Source organism: Halobacillus litoralis, from assembly GCF_020524025.1.
Classification (GTDB): domain Bacteria; phylum Bacillota; class Bacilli; order Bacillales; family Halobacillaceae; genus Halobacillus; species Halobacillus litoralis_D.
Genome location: NZ_JAIVKN010000001.1, coordinates 724,504 through 745,655, shown reverse-complemented (window position 1 = coordinate 745,655; position 21,152 = coordinate 724,504). Strand labels below are relative to the sequence as shown.

Annotated in this window: 24 protein-coding genes; all 24 read right to left on the bottom strand. The window is 43.2% G+C overall.

The window, feature by feature from the left end; translation table 11 throughout:
- Positions 1-172: 172 nt before the first annotated feature.
- The 24 genes from LC036_RS04005 to mraY all read right to left on the bottom strand — a co-directional run bounded on the left by LC036_RS04005 (position 173) and on the right by mraY (position 21,117).
- On the bottom strand, positions 173-1,564 hold the full coding sequence (locus tag LC036_RS04005; RefSeq protein ID WP_226578555.1) for a solute carrier family 23 protein: 1,392 nt from the start codon (positions 1,562-1,564) through the stop codon (positions 173-175).
- 133 nt (positions 1,565-1,697) lie between these two features.
- Positions 1,698-2,240, bottom strand: coding sequence for a bifunctional pyr operon transcriptional regulator/uracil phosphoribosyltransferase PyrR (gene pyrR / locus LC036_RS04000; protein ID WP_226578553.1), 543 nt, complete (start codon positions 2,238-2,240; stop codon positions 1,698-1,700).
- A gap of 186 nt (positions 2,241-2,426) precedes the next feature.
- A complete protein-coding gene (locus LC036_RS03995; protein WP_226578551.1) occupies positions 2,427-3,335 on the bottom strand; it encodes an RluA family pseudouridine synthase in 909 nt (302 codons plus the stop codon).
- Positions 3,332-3,805 (bottom strand): signal peptidase II, encoded by a 474-nt coding sequence (gene lspA / locus LC036_RS03990; RefSeq protein WP_226578549.1) that lies wholly within the window; start codon positions 3,803-3,805, stop codon positions 3,332-3,334. Before lspA ends, LC036_RS03995 begins: the two co-directional genes overlap by 4 nt.
- Before the next feature lie 147 nt (positions 3,806-3,952).
- The gene (locus LC036_RS03985; protein WP_226578547.1) at positions 3,953-4,477 is read right to left on the bottom strand and encodes a DivIVA domain-containing protein; all 525 of its coding nucleotides are present in this window, start codon (positions 4,475-4,477) and stop codon (positions 3,953-3,955) included.
- A 77-nt stretch (positions 4,478-4,554) separates the two neighbouring features.
- Entirely contained in the window at positions 4,555-5,328 is a 774-nt protein-coding gene (locus tag LC036_RS03980; RefSeq protein ID WP_226578544.1) for an RNA-binding protein, read from the bottom strand.
- Between the two features lie 74 nt (positions 5,329-5,402).
- Entirely contained in the window at positions 5,403-5,672 is a 270-nt protein-coding gene (locus LC036_RS03975) for a YggT family protein (RefSeq protein ID WP_226578541.1), read from the bottom strand.
- A gap of 3 nt (positions 5,673-5,675) precedes the next feature.
- Complete coding sequence (locus tag LC036_RS03970) at positions 5,676-6,122, bottom strand: cell division protein SepF (protein ID WP_226578538.1); 447 nt, start codon at positions 6,120-6,122, stop codon at positions 5,676-5,678.
- A gap of 21 nt (positions 6,123-6,143) precedes the next feature.
- On the bottom strand, positions 6,144-6,815 hold the full coding sequence (locus LC036_RS03965) for a YggS family pyridoxal phosphate-dependent enzyme (protein WP_226578535.1): 672 nt from the start codon (positions 6,813-6,815) through the stop codon (positions 6,144-6,146).
- 21 nt (positions 6,816-6,836) lie between these two features.
- The gene (gene pgeF / locus LC036_RS03960) at positions 6,837-7,634 is read right to left on the bottom strand and encodes a peptidoglycan editing factor PgeF (protein ID WP_226578532.1); all 798 of its coding nucleotides are present in this window, start codon (positions 7,632-7,634) and stop codon (positions 6,837-6,839) included.
- A gap of 57 nt (positions 7,635-7,691) precedes the next feature.
- The gene (locus LC036_RS03955) at positions 7,692-7,967 is read right to left on the bottom strand and encodes a YlmC/YmxH family sporulation protein (RefSeq protein ID WP_226578529.1); all 276 of its coding nucleotides are present in this window, start codon (positions 7,965-7,967) and stop codon (positions 7,692-7,694) included.
- A gap of 651 nt (positions 7,968-8,618) precedes the next feature.
- A complete protein-coding gene (gene sigG / locus LC036_RS03950; RefSeq protein ID WP_226578525.1) occupies positions 8,619-9,398 on the bottom strand; it encodes an RNA polymerase sporulation sigma factor SigG in 780 nt (259 codons plus the stop codon).
- Positions 9,399-9,480: 82 nt separating this feature from the next.
- Positions 9,481-10,200: an RNA polymerase sporulation sigma factor SigE gene (gene sigE / locus LC036_RS03945; protein WP_226578523.1), complete on the bottom strand. Its 720-nt coding sequence runs from the start codon at positions 10,198-10,200 to the stop codon at positions 9,481-9,483.
- A gap of 18 nt (positions 10,201-10,218) precedes the next feature.
- Complete coding sequence (spoIIGA, locus tag LC036_RS03940) at positions 10,219-11,199, bottom strand: sigma-E processing peptidase SpoIIGA (RefSeq protein ID WP_226578519.1); 981 nt, start codon at positions 11,197-11,199, stop codon at positions 10,219-10,221.
- Between the two features lie 404 nt (positions 11,200-11,603).
- On the bottom strand, positions 11,604-12,773 hold the full coding sequence (gene ftsZ, locus LC036_RS03935) for a cell division protein FtsZ (protein WP_226578516.1): 1,170 nt from the start codon (positions 12,771-12,773) through the stop codon (positions 11,604-11,606).
- A 75-nt stretch (positions 12,774-12,848) separates the two neighbouring features.
- Positions 12,849-14,144 (bottom strand): cell division protein FtsA, encoded by a 1,296-nt coding sequence (ftsA, locus tag LC036_RS03930; protein WP_226578512.1) that lies wholly within the window; start codon positions 14,142-14,144, stop codon positions 12,849-12,851.
- A gap of 194 nt (positions 14,145-14,338) precedes the next feature.
- Positions 14,339-14,695 carry a small basic family protein gene (locus tag LC036_RS03925; protein WP_226578508.1) on the bottom strand — a complete coding sequence of 119 codons (357 nt, stop codon included), beginning with the start codon at positions 14,693-14,695 and terminating at the stop codon, positions 14,339-14,341.
- A gap of 1 nt (position 14,696) precedes the next feature.
- On the bottom strand, positions 14,697-15,401 hold the full coding sequence (locus LC036_RS03920; protein WP_226578505.1) for a DUF881 domain-containing protein: 705 nt from the start codon (positions 15,399-15,401) through the stop codon (positions 14,697-14,699).
- Between the two features lie 5 nt (positions 15,402-15,406).
- Positions 15,407-16,114 carry a DUF881 domain-containing protein gene (locus LC036_RS03915; RefSeq protein ID WP_226578503.1) on the bottom strand — a complete coding sequence of 236 codons (708 nt, stop codon included), beginning with the start codon at positions 16,112-16,114 and terminating at the stop codon, positions 15,407-15,409.
- Positions 16,092-16,949, bottom strand: a complete 858-nt coding sequence (locus LC036_RS03910) for a cell division protein FtsQ/DivIB (protein WP_226578500.1) — start codon at positions 16,947-16,949, stop codon at positions 16,092-16,094. The genes LC036_RS03915 and LC036_RS03910 overlap by 23 nt, the downstream gene beginning before the upstream one ends.
- A 227-nt stretch (positions 16,950-17,176) precedes the next feature.
- A complete protein-coding gene (locus LC036_RS03905) occupies positions 17,177-17,401 on the bottom strand; it encodes a hypothetical protein (RefSeq protein ID WP_226578497.1) in 225 nt (74 codons plus the stop codon).
- A 228-nt stretch (positions 17,402-17,629) separates the two neighbouring features.
- Positions 17,630-18,727: a stage V sporulation protein E gene (spoVE, locus tag LC036_RS03900; RefSeq protein WP_226578494.1), complete on the bottom strand. Its 1,098-nt coding sequence runs from the start codon at positions 18,725-18,727 to the stop codon at positions 17,630-17,632.
- A gap of 63 nt (positions 18,728-18,790) precedes the next feature.
- Positions 18,791-20,134, bottom strand: coding sequence for a UDP-N-acetylmuramoyl-L-alanine--D-glutamate ligase (gene murD / locus LC036_RS03895; protein WP_226578491.1), 1,344 nt, complete (start codon positions 20,132-20,134; stop codon positions 18,791-18,793).
- Positions 20,131-21,117: a phospho-N-acetylmuramoyl-pentapeptide-transferase gene (gene mraY / locus LC036_RS03890; RefSeq protein ID WP_226578488.1), complete on the bottom strand. Its 987-nt coding sequence runs from the start codon at positions 21,115-21,117 to the stop codon at positions 20,131-20,133. Before mraY ends, murD begins: the two co-directional genes overlap by 4 nt.
- Positions 21,118-21,152 lie beyond the last annotated feature (35 nt).

Below are 21,152 nucleotides of genomic sequence, written 5' to 3'. Positions count from 1 at the left end.
ACTGCCGGCATCGTCATCTCTCCGATCTATAATTTTTAAATCGGTACACTAATGAAAAAGGCACCCCCAGGTGTCTGGGGGTGCCTCTGCTCGTCGCATAGCAAACGAGCCAATCCCTAGTACACCTTTCTGAGCCTCTCGGGACTCGGTTAAAACGTGTGTGAGTGTTGGTTTACGCTACATCATATTCTTTACTTTTCTCTTTTTCTTCTCCAGGTGCTTCAAACATGTTTCCATTCCCCATGCTCTTTTCTTTCCCTGGCAGGATGAGGTTGAGCAAGATTCCGATAATGGCTGCAAGCGCCATTCCTGCGATCTGCACACGGTCTGTCACCTGGATATAAGCTCCTCCCACTCCGATAACAAGGATAACGGAAGAGATAATCAGATTTCTTTTCTCTCCAAAATCAATTTGATTGTCAATCAGCATACGCAGCCCGCTTGAAGCGATAATTCCGAAAAGCAGGATAGAAACCCCGCCCATGACAGCTGTTGGTATTGAGCTGATGACAGCTGTAACCATTCCAATGAACCCAAAGATGATGGCAATTACAGCCGCACCACCGATAACGAAGACACTGTAAACTCTTGTAATCGCAAGAACGCCGATATTCTCTCCGTACGTTGTGTTTGGCGGTCCTCCAAGACAGGAGGCAATAAACGTAGCCGCGCCATCTCCCAGAATGGATTTGTCAAGACCTGGATTTTTGAGGAAGTTTTTTCCGACTACCTTCGATAACACCATTTGATCCCCTGTGTGTTCTGTAATGGTCACGAGAGCGAATGGAATCATAAGAAAAGCAATTTCCCAGCTGAACACATCCAAAGGTGAAAAGTCTACAAAAGGAATGACAAAGTCCGGCACTTGGAAAATGGCGTTCAGTACGCCGGCGAATGAACCGGCAGCTGCAATCGCCGCCCACTCCTCCTGAATCCCGGTTGTGTCGACAATGCCCTGGGTCATGGCGAATCCATAACCTCCGATGATTCCGAACAAAATCGGAAGCAGAGAGAAGAACCCTTTAAAGTAAATCGATGCGATGACTGTAATCGCAAGTGTAACAAGAGCCACCATAAAGTGGGTCCCGCTATAAATATTTTCTTCCTGACCTGGCAGATACATGGCCATATCAACTGCAGTGGAAGCTAAACCAAGACCGATGACGATAATGACCGGACCTACAACAACCGGTGGCAGCAAGTTCATTAACCATTTCGTCCCAAATACAGAGATTAAGATGGCGACAAGGCCGTAAACGAGACCGACAAGGAAACTGCCTACCATCGCGCCGGCAATTCCGCTTGACTTTGAAGCTTCAATAATCGGATAGATAAATGCAAAGCTCGATCCAAGATAAGCGGGAACCTTTCCTCTTGTTATCATTAGATACGCCAGTGTTCCAAAGCCACTTGAAACGAGCGCAACTGATGGTGATAATCCAGTTAGAAAAGGGACAAGAATGGTTGCTCCAAACATGGCAAATAAGTGCTGTAAACTCAGAGTGAGCCATTTGTGCATGGGTGGTACTTCATTAACTTCTAAAGCGGCTTGATGTTGTTTCATATCATTTGCTCCTCCTTTGCCCATAAAAAAACCTCTTTGCGCTTAAAAGGCCGCAAAGAGGTAGACGTGTAACCTACACGTGTATCATTACGAACCTTTTAAGCCTCACGGGACTTTTTTAAAGGTTTCCATTTTATTTTTCGAAAATCTTCACTTCATCGTTCTCATCTGTTTCAGAGAGGGTGACGGTGATGATTTCATCTTGAGATGTAGGAACATTTTTCCCTACATAGTCTGCGCGGATCGGCAGCTCTCTATGGCCGCGGTCCACTAGAACAGCCAGCTGAATTTCTTTCGGACGTCCGTGGTCGATGAGAGCGTCCATTGCGGCACGCACGGTTCGACCAGTGTAAAGGACATCATCGACGAGGATGACGGTTTTGCCATCTATATCGGCCTGAATGTTCGTGTCTTTCAGTTGAGGTTCAGCTGCGTGTTTTTCCGGTGTTAAATCATCACGATATAACGTGATGTCAAGTTCCCCGCCCGGCACGTCTGCTCCCTCAATTTCCTGGATTTTGTTTTTTAATCGTTGAGCGATCGGGACGCCTCGTGTCTTGATCCCGACCAGAACGAGGTCTTCGACTCCTTTATTCTTTTCGATGATTTCATGTGAGATTCTTGTTAACGCTCTGCGAATCGCTGCATCATCAAGGACTGTAGCTTTTGGATTCATGTGACCGCTCCTTTACAAAAAAACCCCTTTTCCGCATGAGGGCAGAAAAGGGGTTTTGTCTACACGTATCCTGTGTATGCACCGCCACCTTTTCAGCCTCACGGGACTGTCTTTAAAGGTCTTTATATTCTATTGATGATTATGACAAACCTATTCCTGTTTGTCAATCATGATTCTCTTTTTTTATTATTCTCTTGTCTTTAAATACGTTAACGTATCTTGGAAGTCCTTTGGTGGTTCTACTTCAAATTTGATCCATTCGCCTGTACGTGGATGTTCAAATCCTAATGATTTTGCATGAAGCGCCTGTCCATTAAGGTCTAATGTCTTCCGAGGACCATATTTAGGGTCCCCTGCAAGCGGATGGCTGATATAGCGCATATGAACACGAATCTGGTGCGTACGCCCTGTCTCCAACGTACACTCTACAAGCGTGAAATCTGTAAAATGACGAAGAACACGGAAATGAGTAACCGCATCCCTGCCTCCATCGACAACCGCCATTTTCTGACGATCTTTTGTATCTCTGCCAATTGGCGCATCAATCGTCCCGTATTCGTGAGGAATCTCTCCATGGACAATCGCTTCGTATTTCCGTTCGACGCTCTTCTGTGAAAGCTGCTCAGCAAGCGACTTATGAGCCAGATCGTTCTTCGCAACCATCAAAAGACCGCTAGTGTCTTTATCAATGCGGTGCACAATGCCTGGCCGCTCAACACCATTAATACCAGAGAGATCCTGACAGTGGTATAAAAGAGCGTTAACGAGTGTTCCTGAATAATGACCGGCGGATGGATGAATCACCATACCAGAAGGCTTATTTACGACAATCACATCTTCATCTTCAAAAACGATGTCAAGTTCAATGTTTTCTGGAAGAATATCCATCGGTTCGGGCTCTGGAATGTGCCAGGTGATTGTATCCCCTGCCTGCACTTTATAATTGCTTTTCACCGCTTTTCCATCGACAAGGACGACATCACTTTTCAGCCACCCTTGAATCTGGGACCTGGAAGAGTCAGCGATAACGTCTGTTAATAATTTATCAATCCGTTTTGATTGATCCTGCTCAGTTACTACGTATTGTTCACTCAAGAGTTTAAACTTCCTTTCTTTTTACGCTCATCCACGAAGGTAGCAATCATTATAAAAATGACCCCGATGACAAGCGCCGAATCGGCAACGTTGAAAATAGGAAAATCATACGTAAAAATATACGTATTTGCAAAATCAACCACTTCTTTTCGGAAGATGCGATCGATAAAGTTCCCAATGGCTCCTGCTAAAATGAAAGCAAGGGCTGTCCCCACAAAGCGACTCTGTTTTCCATATTGATGTAAGTAATAAATGACAAATCCAATGACAACGATGGTTATAATATAGAAAAACCACATCTGTCCCTGCAATATCCCCCAGGCCGCTCCCTGGTTACGGTGAGATGTCAGATAAAAGAAATTTTCTATAATCGGTATCGATTGACCGATGTTCATTTTTGTAACGACGAGCCATTTCGTCCATTGATCAAGAATGAGAATGGCTATGGCTACGATATAATACACATACATAAGCGTCCTCCATGAATCTTATTCCTAAGCTATTGTATCACAAAAGTTGACCTGCAGGCGTATGAAGGCAATAAAAAGACACCGCCCTGTTCAGAACGATGCCTTTTGTATAAATAAATGGATGATTTCATTATGTACGGCCGACTCTTATGTCTGCGAACTGTACTCCTGTTCCATTTTACGTTCTACTTCTTTTTCATTATCGATGTCTGTATCAAATAGATGATCCCAGTCATTATTCTCTATCATATCAATTTGAGCCTCAACGAGCATGCGTAAGCGTGTCTTGAACACCTTCGCCTGCTTCTTCATATCTTCCACTTCAATGGAAATACGACGGGATTTTTCCAGGGCTTCATTGATGATGCGGTCGGCATTCTTCTCTGCCTCTTTCACAATCAGTTTCGATTCCTTACTTGCACTGCTTTTGACACCTTCAGCGGTTTCCTGTGCAACGAGGATCGATTTATTTAATGTTGTTTCGATGTCATTGAAATGACCCAGCCGCTCATTCAGCTGACTGACTTCCCGCTCCAGTTCTTTCTTTTGACGGATCACAATTTCATAATCTTTGATCACCTGGTCAAGAAATTCATTGACCTCATCTTCATCGTATCCGCGGAAGCCTCTTGTGAATTCTTTATTATGAATATCCAATGGTGTTAAAGGCACACCAGCCACCTCCCCAACTCTTCTGTGTACTAAATCTTTTTCGACATAAAAAAACGAATTCCTGCTACATTGTTCAATTAATTTAATTTTGCAGTCATGATTTTATATTTCTCTTTCTTTGTCTGGCCGGTCACTTCATCCAGACGGCTCCTTCCTTTCCCTCTTAACGAAATAAGATCCCCGGGTTCAAGGGAGAAGGACGTATCCTCTACTGTCCGGAAATTCACTTTTACGTGACCGCCTTCGATAAACATACTTGCTTTTTTCCGGGACATGCCGTATATCTCCTTGACGATCACATCCAGACGCAGCGAAGATACGGTTGTTTCTCTTGTTATCCATTTTTCTCTGCTCTCCATAAGGTCAGTGAGGGGCTTCTCCTGAAAATCAATGGTTGATTTTTTGATACCGGTCAAATTCATCTTTATGTAATCGCTGATTTCAGAAGCGACTGTCATTTGAATGGTGCCATCCTGTACAACCAGGTCCCCCACCTTCTCCCGGCGGATGCCGAGAGACATAAAAGCTCCTAACACGTCTCTGTGTTCCAGAGTTACGAACTTATCAGGATATGATGCTTCAAGCAAAGTTATTTGATAGTCATCCTTTTCTATCATTTCGTATTCGGGAGCTATAATCGCTCGTTTCCGTTCACTTGTCTCCGCTCCGCCTTCCATTCCATAGACTAAGTCCGAAGTATTTCCCATCACTGCGTTTACAATCATCTGCTCCCTGGGATTGAGAAAATCGCTGAGTTTACGCTGGTATTTAAATGTTACATCTTCACGCCAGGATAGTACTTGATCTATAAACGGGCGCTCTTCTTTTCTAAAATGCTGGTAAATGTCCACAACTAAACCTCCCTAACTAACAAAAGGAACAGATAGAAGAGCCGATCACTCCTGCTCTACACCTGTTCCTTATTTTATAATCCTGCGATCATCCAGTAAAGCTCTCTTAAGCCTGAGGAGGCAAAGCGCAATACAAGAATAGCAACGATCGGGGAAATATCGATCATCCCAAGCGGCGGGATAATCTTTCGAAACGGTTCTAAAAATGGCTCAGCCAGCCTTGCCATGATTTGACCGAAACTGGATTCTCTCGCTCCCGGGAACCAGGACATCAAGATATAAATGATGAGAACCCAACTGTATATCTGTAGTGCAGTCATTAGAATATTAAACAAAAACGCCATGTCTTACCACCTTCTATTAATGTCATCTTCTTCCTGTGCCATGATTTCTGAAATCGATCCGGAAATCTCCACGTTATCCGGGGTGCAGAGGAATGTCTGGGTCCCCAGCTTCTGAATATCTCCACCTATAGCATATACGGTTCCACTTAAAAAATCTACAATTCTCTTTGCCTGGGTATGGTCCACGCGCTGCAGATTAATGACAACCGCCCGTCTATTTACCAGCTGATCAGCAATGTTTTGAGCTTCGTTATAACTGCTTGGCTCACTTAAAACCATTTTGGAAGAAGACTTGGCACTTTTCAAGCTGACGACATTTCCTGTCTCCTGCTTTCGTGAGTTTCTCTGCTGAGAAGAAGGTTCTTCCTCCTCCTCTTCCACTTCCTCTTCAATGTATTCGTATTCATCATCCAGCGTAAAAAAAGAACGGAATTTATTTTTCATGCTCATCATGGTCACCTCTCACTTTTATTATTCACCGACTAAGCTCGAGCCCAGGCGGATATGTGTAGCCCCTTCTTCAATGGCAAGCTTGTAATCATTGCTCATCCCCATTGATAGGTACTCGCATGGAGCATGGGCGTACCCTTTATTTCTAATCCGATCCCTCAGTGCCCGCAGCTGCCGGAAGACGCCGCGTAGTTTCTCTTCATCCTCAATATGAGGAGCCATTGTCATCAATCCTACGATTTTCACATTTTCATATGTCTGCAGTTCATCAACAAACGATTCAACTTCAGATGCCTGAAGCCCATGTTTTGAGTCTTCTTCACTAATGTTCACCTGTACAAAACACGGCACCGGTGAAGATGCGCGTTTATTTATTTCTTTTGCAAGTGACTTACGGTCAAGGGAATGAATCATAGAAACCTGATTAATGATATCCTTCACTTTTCTTGACTGCAGTGTGCCTATAAAGTGCCAGGTTGCTCGATCACCAATCGTTTCGTACTTTTCAAGCAGCCCCTCTTTACGGTTTTCACCTAAATGAATCAGGCCGGCATCAAGGGCTTCCTCAGCCCTTTCTGTGGAAACATATTTGGTTACGGCAATAATTGAAATCTCTTCGATATTCCGCCCGGTATGCTTACAGGCCTGTCCAATATTCTCTTTAATCTCTGCTAGATTTTCTTTAACCGACATTTCTAAACTCCTTCCCGCCAATCAAGCTCTCAAAGCTATAAAACCGAGCATGCGCCCTGTTTTCCCCTGATCGCGTCGATGGGAATAAAACAACGTCTTTTCCTCGTATGTACATGCCCCTGACACCTGTATATTTCCTTCAGGCACTCCATTCTCTATCATGATCTTTTTATGAAGAGCCTTTAAATCCAGTTGATACTTACCGGCTGCATTTTTTTCAGCACACACCTGTTTGTAGGGATCCGGAATATGATCCATCACTTTCTGATCAACTTCATAGTGTCTCTGGCTGATGGATGGTCCCACTACAGCCTGGATATTTTTTGGATGACAGCCCTTTTCCCGAAGAGCGTTGACCATCTCGGCAGCCATTCCATTTACAGTCCCTTTCCAGCCTGCATGGGCAATTCCCACCCATTCCGCTACAGGGTCATAAAAATATAAAGGGACACAATCCGCATAAAAAGCGCCAAGAACAAGATCGGTTTCGTTTGTTATGAGTCCATCCACCCCTTGAACAGCTGAGTCTAATGACAACGCACCAGACCCCGTCATCGAGCGGTCGACAACTTGAATCTTTGTTCCGTGAACTTGTTCTCCAATGATCCATTGCTTCATGGACAAGTCCAGTTCTTCTGCTAAACGGTTCCGGTTTCGGATAACCTTTTCTGAATCATCAGAAACATGGAGCCCCATGTTTAATGTATCAAACGGAGGTTCGCTGTGTCCTCCATTTCGTGTTGTTAACCCTGCTGTGATATTCGTGTAGGAATCAAAGCAACGGTATTGCCTGATTGATTTCTGTTTGAAGGGTTCCATTGATTTACCACCTCAATTTCAATCCATTTTAACACATTTTTCATCTTATTTCTTGTTTTATTCGTCTGAATCGGTCTTTTGTGATGTTGGAATTCCTTTATAGGCCGACTTTTTTACTAAGATGACATCTGCCCCTATGTTAACGATCTGGTCCCACGGAATGGTCAGTTCTTCTTCTTTTCCAAAAAGACCCATTGCCTTCCCTTTAAGTGTTAATACGAGTCCTTTCAGGCGGCCCCTTTGTGTATCTATGTCAAGGTCGCTGATATACCCCAGCCGTTCTCCTGTCTCCATTGCAATAACATCTTTCATCTGCAGTTCTGTAATTTTCATCTGGCCTCACACTCCTTAGTGTACTATATGCATAATAACGGGAGAATAGAAAAAACGATCCGCCGGGAATTTGATTAAAGAAACCAATACACTTTTTATCAAATGGGGATGTAAACCTTTGGGTGTTATTCTATTTATAATAGTAAAGGAAAATGAGCAGCATTGTTGAAGATCTATGTTTTGAGAGATATTCCCCTTCGCTTTCGTTAAATGTAAAGTGGGCTGGGAAACCACTCACTTTTGGCTCTCTACTATGCAGAGTCGTTTGATGTTGGCTATTGACGTGCCGAACTTAATTGAATTTCCCTTGTAAACGGATCCTCCTTAGCCGGTAAAGCCGGCCTTGGGGTCTCACCCAGGCTCTTTCACCCACAAGTTGTGCAGTTTCCAGTCCACTTCTTTTATTTGAAGAGTGACAGAAATAGGCGGTGGGCGTGCCGAGCGCAACAATATAATCAGGTATGAAGGGGAACGGGGAGACTCCTGCGGGAGAAAGAGGTCGACGAGACCCCGGAGCGAACAAGGTGAGTGAGAAGGCTTTCTCCCGTCAACCCCTCTACTCAGTTAAAGTTAAGGCCTATGAAATTTAAGACACGACCGTGTAAATTAAAAATAAAAAAGCACTTTCGCCTGAGCAAAAGTGCTGATTGTCTACTGAAACATGGATGAATTCATTTCTTTAATTGCCGCTTTTTCTAAGCGTGATACTTGTGCCTGGGAAATGCCTATTTCCTCAGCAACTTCCATTTGTGTCTTCCCTTGAAAGAAACGCTTGGTTAAAATCATTTTTTCGCGCTCGTTTAATTTTTTCATACCTTCTCTTAAAGACAGCTCATCGAGCCAGACAGAATCTTTTTCCCGGTCGTCTTTCAGCTGATCGACAACAAAGATGGGATCTCCACCATCGTTGTAAATCGGTTCAAACAAGGATACCGGGTCTTGAATGGCATCCATCGCAAATACGACATCTTCATGTGGTACACCCATACGGTCTGCGATTTCGTGTGGGGCAGGATCTTTACTCGTTTCACCGATCATCTTCTCTCTCATTTGGAGAGCCTTATAAGCCGTGTCCCGTAACGACCGGGAAACACGAATAGGGTTATTATCACGCAGATATCTGCGGATTTCTCCGATGATCATGGGTACAGCGTAAGTAGAAAACTTGACATTGTGGCTCAAATCAAAGTTATCAATGGATTTCATGAGACCGATACATCCCACCTGGAACAAATCGTCTCCATACTCTCCTCGATTGTTAAAGCGCTGAATCACAGACAATACTAGACGGAGATTTCCATTAACCAATGTTTCTCTGGCTTCCAGTTCTCCACTTTGCAAGCGTTCAAACAGGTCTCTCATTTCTGTATTCTTCAGTACCGGAAGTTTTGATGTATCTACGCCGCATATCTCTACTTTATGTCGTGTCAATGTAAGACCCTCCCAGGAAGCTGTAATCAGTTCTCAGTATCTCCCTGGGTGGGGATTTTATGCATGGAGGTGTGACATGCTTTTAGACCATTTTGTCGAATTCTCGCTGCAGTCGTCTGATAATCTTCTTCTCAAGCCTTGATATATAGGATTGTGAGATCCCCATCATGTCCGCGACATCTTTCTGTGTTTTTTCTTTTTTTCCTATTAATCCAAAGCGGAGTTCCATAATCTGTTTCTCTCGATCATTTAACTGTTCAAGGGCTGATTTCAGCAGTTTTTTATCAATTTTCTTTTCAATTCCTTTTGTAATAAGGTCCTCATCTGTACCAAGAATATCCGATAAAAGCAGTTCATTTCCATCCCAATCGACGTTCAAGGGTTCATCAAAGGAAACTTCTGTTTTCAGCTTATTGCTTTTACGAAGGTGCATTAAAATCTCGTTTTCAATGCATCGGGATGCATAGGTGGCCAGTTTAATTTTTTTCTCTGGATCAAACGTATTTACCGCTTTAATCAGGCCGATGGTTCCGATGCTGATTAAATCTTCTATGTTTAACCCTGTGTTTTCAAACTTCCTTGCAATATAAACAACAAGACGAAGGTTCCGTTCAATTAACATTGCCCGGGCTGCTTTATCCCCTTTAGGTAAACGTTCGAGCAGTTCTTTTTCTTCTTCCCTTGATAATGGAGGAGGAAGAGCTTCACTTCCTCCTATATAATAAATCTCATCCTGCTTAATACCTAACTTCATAAGTAAACGATAATACCATAGCCGCGCCTTAAAGAACCACTTGAACATCAAATCCCCCTCCTGAAATCACGCTGATTTTCCCTTTACCATAATGTGTGGATGAATAAGCATTTGATAAAGACGATCGTGTGTCAAATCTTGATGCTGAACCCCTACCAAAGGCTGTTTGAGTTCTAAATCTCCTTCACTTGTTTGGACGGTTATTTTGTCGACAAGCAAAGTCAAAAGCAGCTGTCCTGAAACGCCGGCTGCCTGATAAGGAATGAGTCTTATGGATGATTGGATATCATCTGGAAGATCATCCATCGAAGTAACAACCGTATCTACCTTCAGAGCTTCCAGCTGTTCCTTTGAAAAAAGCTGTTCCCATACGAACGGATCAGCTAAAAAAACCATCTTCCGAGTCACAGGGTCCGTTAATTGGTTTCCACTATCGACCAACCCTTTACAATGAGCCATTTTCCCATTCCATTCCACGGTCACATCATAAATTTCTTCCATTTTCATCTTGTGAACGCTGACCTGATTCAACCGCCATTTTGTAAAAAAATAAGAACACGGAAAACCTATAACGACAAAGAGCCAACTGACCGGATCACCATACCCACCGCGAAAGGTTACGACCGATCCCCCCTGCAGGCTGACTTCTGACGCCAGGAAATAATGAACGCCCAACATGCCTCCACCGATAGCAAAGGTAACAAAATAAAAGCTGATCCACTGAACAAAAAACGCCCGGAGAGAGGTATAAGAAAAGGCTACCCAAATGATGAGCATCGAAAAAACAAGCTTTCCGACACTGCTCACCAACCACGAATGAGGCATATAAATAGTAATAGGTACAATCGTTGAAGCAACAAACGCACCGCATACCATCCGTGTCCTTGATGATTTCGCTCTCGTTATCCCCTGCGTAAGCGATAAAATCATGCCATCCATCAACAGATTGAGCAACCAAACAGCATCCAGGTATATAATCCTCTCTCCCCTCCCTCTGTGTTTGCTGTTAATGAAAGTATAAGCCCGTCCGTATAAAAAGTCTGTCATAATCTGAACCAGCTACTAGCAAGTTTTGTAGAAGCGTGTACGGGATAGAAAAATGAGTTATGTATCAACAATCATACAGGTTCCAGGGTAATCTTATGGACCTTACTTTAGAAAAGAATTAGGATTAGAGAAGGGCTCGCTTTCCTGCGGGATCTCACCTTTCATGTACATCCCACAGGAAGCAGTCCGAGGGGATTCAAAGCACTCCCGCAGAAAGCGAGTCATTCCCCTCCGCCCCCAATCTCCTTAAAATCATCTCGAAATCGAGTCTTTCACAATCCTCCCATATAGTAAAAATCTGATTTGTGAAATATCATCAACAAAGTTTAACAGAACCAAAATAAAAGGTATAAAACATAAAAAACCCGCTGCACTCGGTTGAGTGCAGCGGGTTTGCTTATTGTTTATCGACGACGATTTCTGTTTCTTAGGAATGTCGGGATATCAAGTGTATCTTCCTCTTGATTGTTTGATTTCTGTTGTGGCTGCGGAGATTCACGACGAGGCTGTTCTTCCCGTACGTTGCGCTCCTGCGGCTGTTGAGATGGTGATGGTGAAGGCTTCTGCTGATTTACAGGATTTACTGCAGGACGTTTTTTCTGTTGTCCCTGAGCAAGCTGAGATTCATCAAAACCAGTAGCAATAACCGTTACAACGATTTCATCTTTAAGATTCTCATTAATGACGGAACCAAAAATTACGTTCACTTCCTGGTCTGCTGCTGAAGTTACAATATCAGCGGCTTCCTGAACCTCATAAAGACTTAAATTCGCACCGCCGCTGATGTTCATAAGAACACCATGGGCACCATCAATGGAAGTTTCAAGCAATGGTGAGGAAATTGCTTTTTTAGCAGCTTCTGCCGCACGGCTTTCACCTGTAGCAATTCCGATTCCCATAAGAGCTGAACCTTTGTCCACCATGATTGTTTTCACGTCGGCAAAGTCAACGTTGATCAATCCAGGAACAGCGATTAAGTCTGAAATACCCTGGACACCTTGACGAAGCACATTATCCGCTTCGCGGAAGGCTTCAAGCATTGGTGTATTTTTATCAACGATTTCAAGAAGACGATCGTTCGGGATGACGATGAGTGTATCGACCGCACCTTTTAGTCCTTCAATCCCGCCGGTTGCCTGTGTGGAACGCTTACGACCTTCGAATGTGAATGGACGTGTAACGACTCCGACAGTCAGAGCACCAAGCTCTTTTGCTACTTGAGCAATAACAGGAGCAGCACCTGTACCTGTTCCGCCGCCCATACCAGCTGTAACAAAGACCATGTCGGCGCCCTGAAGCGCTTCTTCAATCTGTTCTTTACTTTCTTCCGCTGCTTTTCTACCTACTTCCGGATTTGCACCCGCTCCAAGACCGCGTGTTAACTTACCGCCAATCTGCATTTTAACTTCTGCTTTTGAAAGGTTAAGGGCTTGGGCGTCCGTGTTGACAGCGATAAATTCAACGCCTTGAACACCGTGCTCGATCATTCGGTTGACAGCGTTGCTTCCGCCACCGCCTACTCCAATTACTTTAATGGTTGCCAGTTGATCCATGCTTGTATCAAAATCTAACATCTTCCGTTCCTCCTAATACACGAGATTACAAGATTTATTATTTCGTCCGTCGATCGACCGACTCAAACTTGTTCTTTAATCAAAGAAATACTTCAAGAGATTACTGAAGCCTGATTCTTTTTTCTTTTCTGGTTTCTCTTTTTCTTCTTTCGGCTGTTGTTTAACCGAACGTTTCTGCTTTTTCGGCTGAGGTTTTTCCTGATAATCATCTGAGACAGAAGGAAAGATCTCTTTTCCTTGTATTTTCGCATTACGATAAGCGAATTGCAAGATACCTACGCCGCTTGTAAACTGCGGCTCCCGGACACCAATGTAATCCGGAATGGCGAGCCTTACGTTCGCATGGAATACATCCTGAGCAAGTTCTAATACTCCAGGCATATTCATGGTTCCACCAGTAAGCACAAAGCCTCCTGGAAGTTCTCGTACACCCATCTTCTGTATTTCCTGTGCGGCAAATACGAAAATTTCTTCTAGTCTAGCTTCAATCATATCAGAGATTTGCAATTGATTGAATGCCTGTTGGCGATTACTTCCTATAATTGTGACGGAAAAGTTTTCCTCTTCATTCGCATCATCAAAAAAAGCATGGCCATGTTCAACTTTTACCTGCTCTGCTTCTTCTGTAGATGTACGAAGGCCGATCGATAAATCCTTTGTAATGTTGTCGCCGCCAAAAGGAACCATGCTTGTCCCTTTCAGATGACCTTCCTCAAAAACAGATATAGTGGTAGAACCTCCCCCGACATCAATGAGAGCTACCCCCAGATTGGTTTCATCGGCAGATAACGATACAGTCCCAGAAGCTAACGGCTGAAGACAAACATCCAACACTTCCAGACCTGCTCGTTCTACACATTTTAACGTATTATGTAAAACGGTTTTTGCGCAGGTGATAATCATGCCTTCCATTTCGAGTCTTACCCCGATCATGCCTCGAGGATCGGTAATTTCATCCTGGCCATCCACAATAAATTGGCGTGGGATGACATCTATGATTTCCCGCTCCGGCGGAATGGATAAAACTTGAGCAGCATCAATGACTCTTGTAATATCTTCATTGCCAATTTCTCTCGTTTCACTAGAAACGGCGACAACCCCATGACAAGGCTGCAGTTGAATATGGTTCCCATTCACACCTACAACGACACGATCAATTTTCATATCCACCATGCGTTCTGCCTGCTCAACAGCTGAGCGGATGGAATGGACCGTTTGATCTATGTCTACGATTGCGCCTTTTTTCATTCCATTAGACTTTGCTGTTCCTACCCCAATGATATTGAGGCTGTCATTCATAATTTCACCTATTATTACTTTAATTCGACTTGTGCCTATATCTAAACTTACTAGTATTTCATTTTGATTCACCAGTGACGCACCTCCTGTAACAAGCCATATGAGTAGTTCAAAGCATATCGAATTCACGCGAAAAATACAATCATTGCAATATAAACGTAAATGAAATGATATATTACGCGGTTCTCTTCCTTACATATGTTACATGAAAAACCAGTTCATTAGTTGTTTTCCACAGACTTTCGTTAATATCCTCTTAAATACGCTTATTTTTTTCTAATTTTCATTAGCAATTTTTGGTCAATTACAATTCTTCGGATAATCGCTAAGTTCTTAAAGAGCCGGACTCCAAAGGCAAACACGGCAGCCAAATAAAGATCGACCCCTAACTGAACGCCGAGAAAAGCCAACAGCGCTGCCAGCGATACGTTAAAAAAGAACCCTGTGAGAAAGACCGTATCATCAAATGTTTTCTCCAGCTGAGCCCTTATCCCGCCTAACAGCGTATCAAAGGCGGCTAAAACAGCAATGGATAAATAATCTGTATAGGCGTCCGGTATTCGTATATCCGTTAAGATTCCCAGCGTTACACCGATCAGCAAAAAAAGAATGGGCAACCACACATTAACCACCAGTTTCTTCTAATATTTCAAGATACAACGGATCATCGAACTTTGGAAGGACCAACTTCTCTTTTAATTCGAACTGGATTTCCATATTGTCCATGTTGAAGATATCCTGTGTTGGACTTGCTTCCATATAATCCTTTAGTTTTTGAGGATCACTTGTAAGCACCTTGATTGTTATGGGAAGGGACCCCACTGGACGATTATTCACGTAAGTCGCCCCATTCACATCTCTGATTGGTGAAATCATTGAAATGCGTTCATTTCCCACGCTGATGTCTTGAGCACCATACGTGTTAAGTTCATTAATAAAGCGGCTTAGTAATAGGGGGGATACTTTAGGAAAGGACTGAACACTTAAATCCTCTTGAAATATAGGAGCAATAGTTATTTCTAATCCCCCACCCTCTTTTTTAGATAATCCAACTTTATCTTCAAGAACTTCCATTGATTCTTTTAATGTTTCTAACTGCTCCTTTGAAGATTGCTTTTCATAGTTTTCTATCGTTTGATCTGCTGCGTTAATTTTCTTAAGCAGCTCCTGCTGAGCTTCCTGCTGGCGGTTCAACTCTTCGCGGACTTCCCATATATCGCGCGTATCCCTTAACTGGGTTTCATAAGATGTTGTTTGAAACTGGACCGCCACCATAAAACCGATAAGCAGGAACACGACAGAGACCAGCCATTTTGTTCTTCTCCTCATGCTGCTCACCCTTCAGTAGAGAGCCTCGCCTTCATTTCTACTTGAGTTTCTTTAGAAAATTCTACTTCTACATTTTCATTGACCAGCTGGTCGACAACGCCGCCGGTTAAGTTCATACTTGAAAAAAGTACGTCCGAGTCTCCTATTGCTGATATAATGAAAGGAGCCGGATGCTGAACTCCATCCAGGGTAATCACTGGTCCCGTACAGGCAATATAACTATCTTTCATATAACGCTGGCCATTGATAGAAATGGCTTTTGCTCCTGCACTTAAAAGTTCATTCAACACCTTGTGAATGTGACTTTCATGAACGATATACTGATTAACCTGATCGTTCTCAGGGATATAGGCTGCATCACTTAACGTGACTTCCACCCCTTCGCCCTGTACAGGAATTTCACCTGCAAACATTTGCAGCTTCTTCTTACGTTCGACTAAGTCGGACACCATCTCTTCTTTGTCTGCCCATTCGCTTTCAAAACCCTGAATGGTTTCCCGCTTAGCTTTCAACTCATCACGAAGCTCTTTATTCTTTTTTTCCAAGTCTAACAACTGCTGCTGATAAAAATACTCTTTTTCCCACTGCGACTCGTTTACACGGACCATTTCAGGACCACTCTTCGTATGCTGATAGCTGTAACTAATGAGGAAACCTGTGATCAATAAAACGAGAGACAATATAACCGACTTACTCTTCCACAGCAGTTTCATCTGTGCTCTCCTCTTCCACAGCAGTTTCATCTGTGCTCTCCTCTTCCACAGCAGTCTCATCTGTGCTCTCCTCTTCATCACCGTTTTCTTCCGAAGAGAATTCCTCGAAATACGCCCCTACATCAATATGTATGACTCCTTCTGCCTCTTCGTCCAATTGAGATACAATGGAAGGATAGGCGGGCATCTTTTCAGAAAAATTACGAATCGACGCCTGTACTTGAAAGCCATCATTCATATAGAGACGAATCTGATAAGGGTTGCCATCTTTTGGTTCCCATTGAATTTCCGAGATGAGGTTGGACACACTTACTGGAAGTTCTTTCAACTCATGGGACATTTCTTTAAGGTATGTCTTTTTAGAAAAACCAGCAAGGATTGGGGCGTCACCGCCCGGTAGAGCCGTATCTCCTTCCAGCCTTGTCCCGTCTTCCATAATGGCGTAAAATTTGCCATTTTCCTGAACATACCCAATTCTTTCAGCCTCTTTCACTTCAATATGGACAGTGTTTGGAAAAGAACGGTCAATGGATGCGAAAGTAATCTCCTTATGAGATTCGATCTGCTTTTTCATTTCTTCGGCATCTACTTTCCAGTAATTCGTATCCTGGGTTACACCGGCAAGCTCCATAATTTCTTCTTTCGATACGTGATACTCGCCTTCTACAACAATATTTCGAACATTGCTGAGTGGCGACTGGAGATAGACCACGGTCGCAATCAGCAAAAAAAGAATAGTTAAATAGAAAATCAAACGACGATTCGCTTTTTTACGTCTCGTCTGCTTAAGTTTTGGAATGCGATCTTCTATGGAAACCACTTTTCTCTCTTCCATAACGGGCATTTCTCCTTATTGCTAGACACCCTTCCGCTGATTGTTCTAGCTGATTGAAAGAATGATATTCCTTTATAAGATGCAGAGCATGAACTCGACATCTATACAATTCCCATTATATCACAAAATAGCACAAGCAGATTGAGAGAGTTTTACTAGATTGTCAACTATTTTCCTACAGAAAACAGCGCCTTTCGAGGGGTTTTAAGACAATTCGCTAAAATGATTTACCCATTAATCATCTCAGGTAAACGTAAGAGAATGAATGTCTTCATTCTTTTACGCACATTCGTTAAATTTACAGCAATTTTAAAAACAAATAAATGAAAAGTTAGATAACAGCTCAGCATTTCAAAAAACAAATCGATAGTGCAATGCAGCCATAACTGTTCCTGTTTTTTGTCTTTCACCCTCTCCACACAATCATTAATAGGACTCCCGTAATCATTCATGAAACCCCCTTTTCAGTCCTCACCCTCATCTGCTATCAAACCTAAATTCTCTAATGCAATAATTTCAGTAAAATATAATATTATTATGTAAACACTGTATTCTCTCTAGAACTTCCTCTCCAGCATTCAGGCTAAACGATACACCTTGGTATGATCGTTGAGCTTACAGAAAACAGCTGTTGATTAGTTAAGAATCCATAAAAAAAGACACCGTTTAAACGGTGTCTTCTATTTGTTTGAAAATCGGCTGACGCTTAAGAGCAGTCCAAGCGATGCAAGTGTCAATGTTAAAGAGGACCCGCCGTAACTGACAAGCGGGAGAGTAATCCCGGTGACCGGAATGAGACCTGTCACCACACTTACGTTAATCATAACTTGAATACTAATCATCCCAACAATGCCGAGCGCCAGTAAAGAACCGAAAAGATCTGGTGCAAGCAGGCTTGTCCGAATGCCGCGCCATAATAAAATAAAGAATAGACTTAGAACAAGGATGCCCCCAAGGAAACCCAGCTCCTCTGCAAGTACAGCAAAGATAAAGTCTGTCTGCGGTTCCGGAAGATAAAAGAATTTCTGCATACTGTTGCCAAGACCAAGTCCAAGTAAACCACCGGGACCGATCGCATATAGGGATTGAATAATTTGAAACCCTGCACCAAGCGGATCTTCCCAGGGATGCAAAAACGCTGTAATGCGTTTAATCCGGTAGGGCGCTGAAGCAATCAACCCAATCATTCCCGCCATTCCGGCAGCTGCAATCCACATAAAATGGCTGATCCGCGCTCCAGCTGTAAATAACATAACTAAACAGGTTCCAACCATGACGACCCCTGTTCCAAGATCCGGCTGAAGCATAATGATTGCAAACGGCACAACAATAAGAGCCAGTCCAGGTAGAAAGCCTTCCTGAAAAGAGTTCATTTTTTTCTGACGTTCGGATAAGAAACGGGATAAATATAAAATCAATCCCAGCTTCATAAACTCAGATGGTTGAATGCTGAACATCCCCACACCTATCCAGCTTCGGGCTCCGCCCCGCACCATTCCAACACCTGGAATTAAAACGGCAACCAGAAAAATGAGGCAGATAATCATAATTTTCTTTGAATGAGGGTGCCACACGTAGTAAGGGATTCTTGAGAGGACAACCATCGCTATCAGACCTGCAATAGCAAATAAGATCTGCCGTTTCGCATAAAACCATGGGTCATCAAACTTATATTCGGACCAGATGCTTGAAGAGCTGTACACCATCACAATCCCGATGATGAGAATTCCAAGAATCGCAACAATCAACCATAAATCCGGCTTTTTTTGTTCCTCCATAAAAAAAGCCCTACCTCCCATCTAAATGGAAAACAGGGCTTAAGCTTGTCACATAAGCCCTTATTAAAGGTTATGCACAGCTTCTATAAACATGTTGCCTCTTTCTTCAAATGTGCGATATTGATCCCAGCTTGCACAGGCTGGTGATAAAAGAATCACATCATCGGCTTTGGACTGCCCATAAGCCTCTTGAACGGCTTCTTCCATCGTTTCTACTTTGACAACCTCTTCAATGCCTGCCTGAGCAGCTGTCTGCTCAAGAAGGTCTGCCGTTTCACCAAAAACAACCATCGCTTTAACCGACTTCATGTGAGGAATTAACTCATCGAAGCTTGTTCCTCGATCAAGCCCTCCAGCCAAAAGTATGACCGGGTTGGTAAAGGACTTTAACGCATAGGATGTTGCTAGAATGTTGGTCGCTTTAGAATCGTTATAAAACATCCGGTCGTTTTTCTTTGTTACGAACTGTAGGCGATGCGGAACGCCTGCGAAAGTACGCAGCACCTCAATAATCGCTTCATTCCGTATGCCATTCACTTTAACAGCTGCAACAGCAGCAAGGATATTTTGAAGGTTCTGTTCCCCAACAAGGACGATCTCATCTTTCCTCATGATGGCTTCATCATTAAAGTATATAAAGTCTTGATCCGCCCAGGCCCCTTCTCCCTGCTGCTTGATGGTAAAAGGCACAAGCTGTGCTTTTACAGCCGGAAGAAACGAAGCAATTTTTTCATCATCCGCATTATAAACAAGTGTATCGCCTGATGTCTGGTTTTGTGTAATTTTCGCTTTCGCACGGTGATAATTTTCAAGAGTATGATGATAATCCAAGTGTGCTTCATATAAGTTCAGCCACACCGCAATGTCCGGTCGAAATGTTTCGGTGCCAAGCAGCTGAAAGGATGATAATTCTGTCACCATGGTTTCATCTGCTTCTGTTCGCCGGGCGACTTCACAAGAGACATGGCCGATATTCCCTGCGATGGAAACTTTCTGTTTGTCCGCTTTAATCATTTCATGAATCAGCGTCGTCGTCGTCGTTTTGCCATTGGATCCTGTCACCGCAAGAAGTGGCCCTTCATGTAAAAGGCCGCCCAGTTCAATTTCTGTTACAACCGGGATTTCTCTCTTCTCTGCTTCAGCAACAATCGGATTTTCATAGGGAATCCCCGGGTTCTTTATGAGGTAATCCACATCGTCAAGAACACTAAGCGGGTGGCCGCCTGTGACCACTTCTGCTCCCTTGTCCATCAACTGACGAACTTCTGACTGGTTTTTATCTGCTTTCATATCATTGATTCTTACACGTATACCGCTGTCAAGTAAAAGTTGAGCTGCTGCCGTGCCGCTTTTGGCAAGTCCAAGTACCAGCACATGACGGTAGGGAAAGTCTTTTAATATTTTCATCCAAACATCACCTCAATGTAGATACCAAGCACGGCAAAGATTAGTCCAACTGTCCAAAATGTCGTAACAACTCTCCATTCGGACCAGCCTTTCAATTCGTAGTGGTGATGCAGCGGACTCATTTTAAACACACGTTTACCAGTTGTCTTGAATGAAATAACTTGTATGATGACAGAAAGCGTTTCTAATACAAAAACCCCGCCAATGACAACGAGAATTAATTCAAGTTTCGTCAAGATGGCAATGATGGCGATCGCCCCGCCTAAAGCAAGCGACCCTGTATCCCCCATAAACACTTTGGCGGGATGTGCGTTAAATACTAAAAAGCCAAGCAGTGCGCCCACAATGGCTAATGAAAATATCGTAACTTCAACATTCATTTGTCCACTCCAGGCAAGAATGCCAAAAGCACCAAAAGCAATGGCAGCAGTCCCTGCAAGCAGGCCGTCCAGTCCATCTGTTAAGTTAACCGCGTTAGAAGCACCAACAAGCATAAATAAAATAAGCAGTGCATAGCCCCAGCCAAGATCGAAATCAATCGACGTTCCAGGGATGCTGATATACGTTGGGAAATCACCTTGTCTTAAAATGAAATAAACGACAAGGGCAATGACCACCTGTCCAAGCATTTTTTGTTTGGAAGTAAGTCCAAGATTACGCTTCAATGCAACTTTGATGTAGTCATCTAAAAATCCAAGAAGACCATAGCCCACTAACACAAATAACACAAGGAACAGCTGGATGCTCCCCGTGCCAGGATTAAATAGATAAGAGGCTGCAAGCGTAGTGATGAGCACGGAAATAATGATCATCACGCCTCCCATCGTCGGCGTTCCTGATTTTTTCTGGTGGGACTTAGGCCCTTCATCTCTTATACTCTGACCGAATTTCAAACGTCTTAAAAAGGGAATGATCATCGGCGAAATTACTACGGTGATGGTGAATGAAATTACCATGGTGATGAGTAGTATGTATTCGTTCATTTTTCTCCTCCTTCTGCAACATCATCGCCTGTCGA

Coding starts and splice junctions, on each gene's coding strand:
- LC036_RS04005 (WP_226578555.1), bottom strand. CDS start 1,564: ATGAAACAACATCAAGCCGCTTTAGAAGTTAATGAAGTACCACCCATG.
- pyrR (WP_226578553.1), bottom strand. CDS start 2,240: ATGAATCCAAAAGCTACAGTCCTTGATGATGCAGCGATTCGCAGAGCG.
- lspA (WP_226578549.1), bottom strand. CDS start 3,805: ATGTATGTGTATTATATCGTAGCCATAGCCATTCTCATTCTTGATCAA.
- LC036_RS03975 (WP_226578541.1), bottom strand. CDS start 5,672: ATGGCGTTTTTGTTTAATATTCTAATGACTGCACTACAGATATACAGT.
- LC036_RS03970 (WP_226578538.1), bottom strand. CDS start 6,122: ATGAGCATGAAAAATAAATTCCGTTCTTTTTTTACGCTGGATGATGAA.
- LC036_RS03965 (WP_226578535.1), bottom strand. CDS start 6,815: ATGTCGGTTAAAGAAAATCTAGCAGAGATTAAAGAGAATATTGGACAG.
- pgeF (WP_226578532.1), bottom strand. CDS start 7,634: ATGGAACCCTTCAAACAGAAATCAATCAGGCAATACCGTTGCTTTGAT.
- LC036_RS03955 (WP_226578529.1), bottom strand. CDS start 7,967: ATGAAAATTACAGAACTGCAGATGAAAGATGTTATTGCAATGGAGACA.
- sigE (WP_226578523.1), bottom strand. CDS start 10,200: ATGTTCAAGTGGTTCTTTAAGGCGCGGCTATGGTATTATCGTTTACTT.
- spoIIGA (WP_226578519.1), bottom strand. CDS start 11,199: ATGACAGACTTTTTATACGGACGGGCTTATACTTTCATTAACAGCAAA.
- ftsZ (WP_226578516.1), bottom strand. CDS start 12,773: ATGTTAGATTTTGATACAAGCATGGATCAACTGGCAACCATTAAAGTA.
- LC036_RS03920 (WP_226578505.1), bottom strand. CDS start 15,401: ATGAGGAGAAGAACAAAATGGCTGGTCTCTGTCGTGTTCCTGCTTATC.
- LC036_RS03915 (WP_226578503.1), bottom strand. CDS start 16,114: ATGAAACTGCTGTGGAAGAGTAAGTCGGTTATATTGTCTCTCGTTTTA.
- LC036_RS03910 (WP_226578500.1), bottom strand. CDS start 16,949: ATGGAAGAGAGAAAAGTGGTTTCCATAGAAGATCGCATTCCAAAACTT.
- LC036_RS03905 (WP_226578497.1), bottom strand. CDS start 17,401: ATGAATGATTACGGGAGTCCTATTAATGATTGTGTGGAGAGGGTGAAA.
- spoVE (WP_226578494.1), bottom strand. CDS start 18,727: ATGGAGGAACAAAAAAAGCCGGATTTATGGTTGATTGTTGCGATTCTT.
- murD (WP_226578491.1), bottom strand. CDS start 20,134: ATGAAAATATTAAAAGACTTTCCCTACCGTCATGTGCTGGTACTTGGA.
- mraY (WP_226578488.1), bottom strand. CDS start 21,117: ATGAACGAATACATACTACTCATCACCATGGTAATTTCATTCACCATC.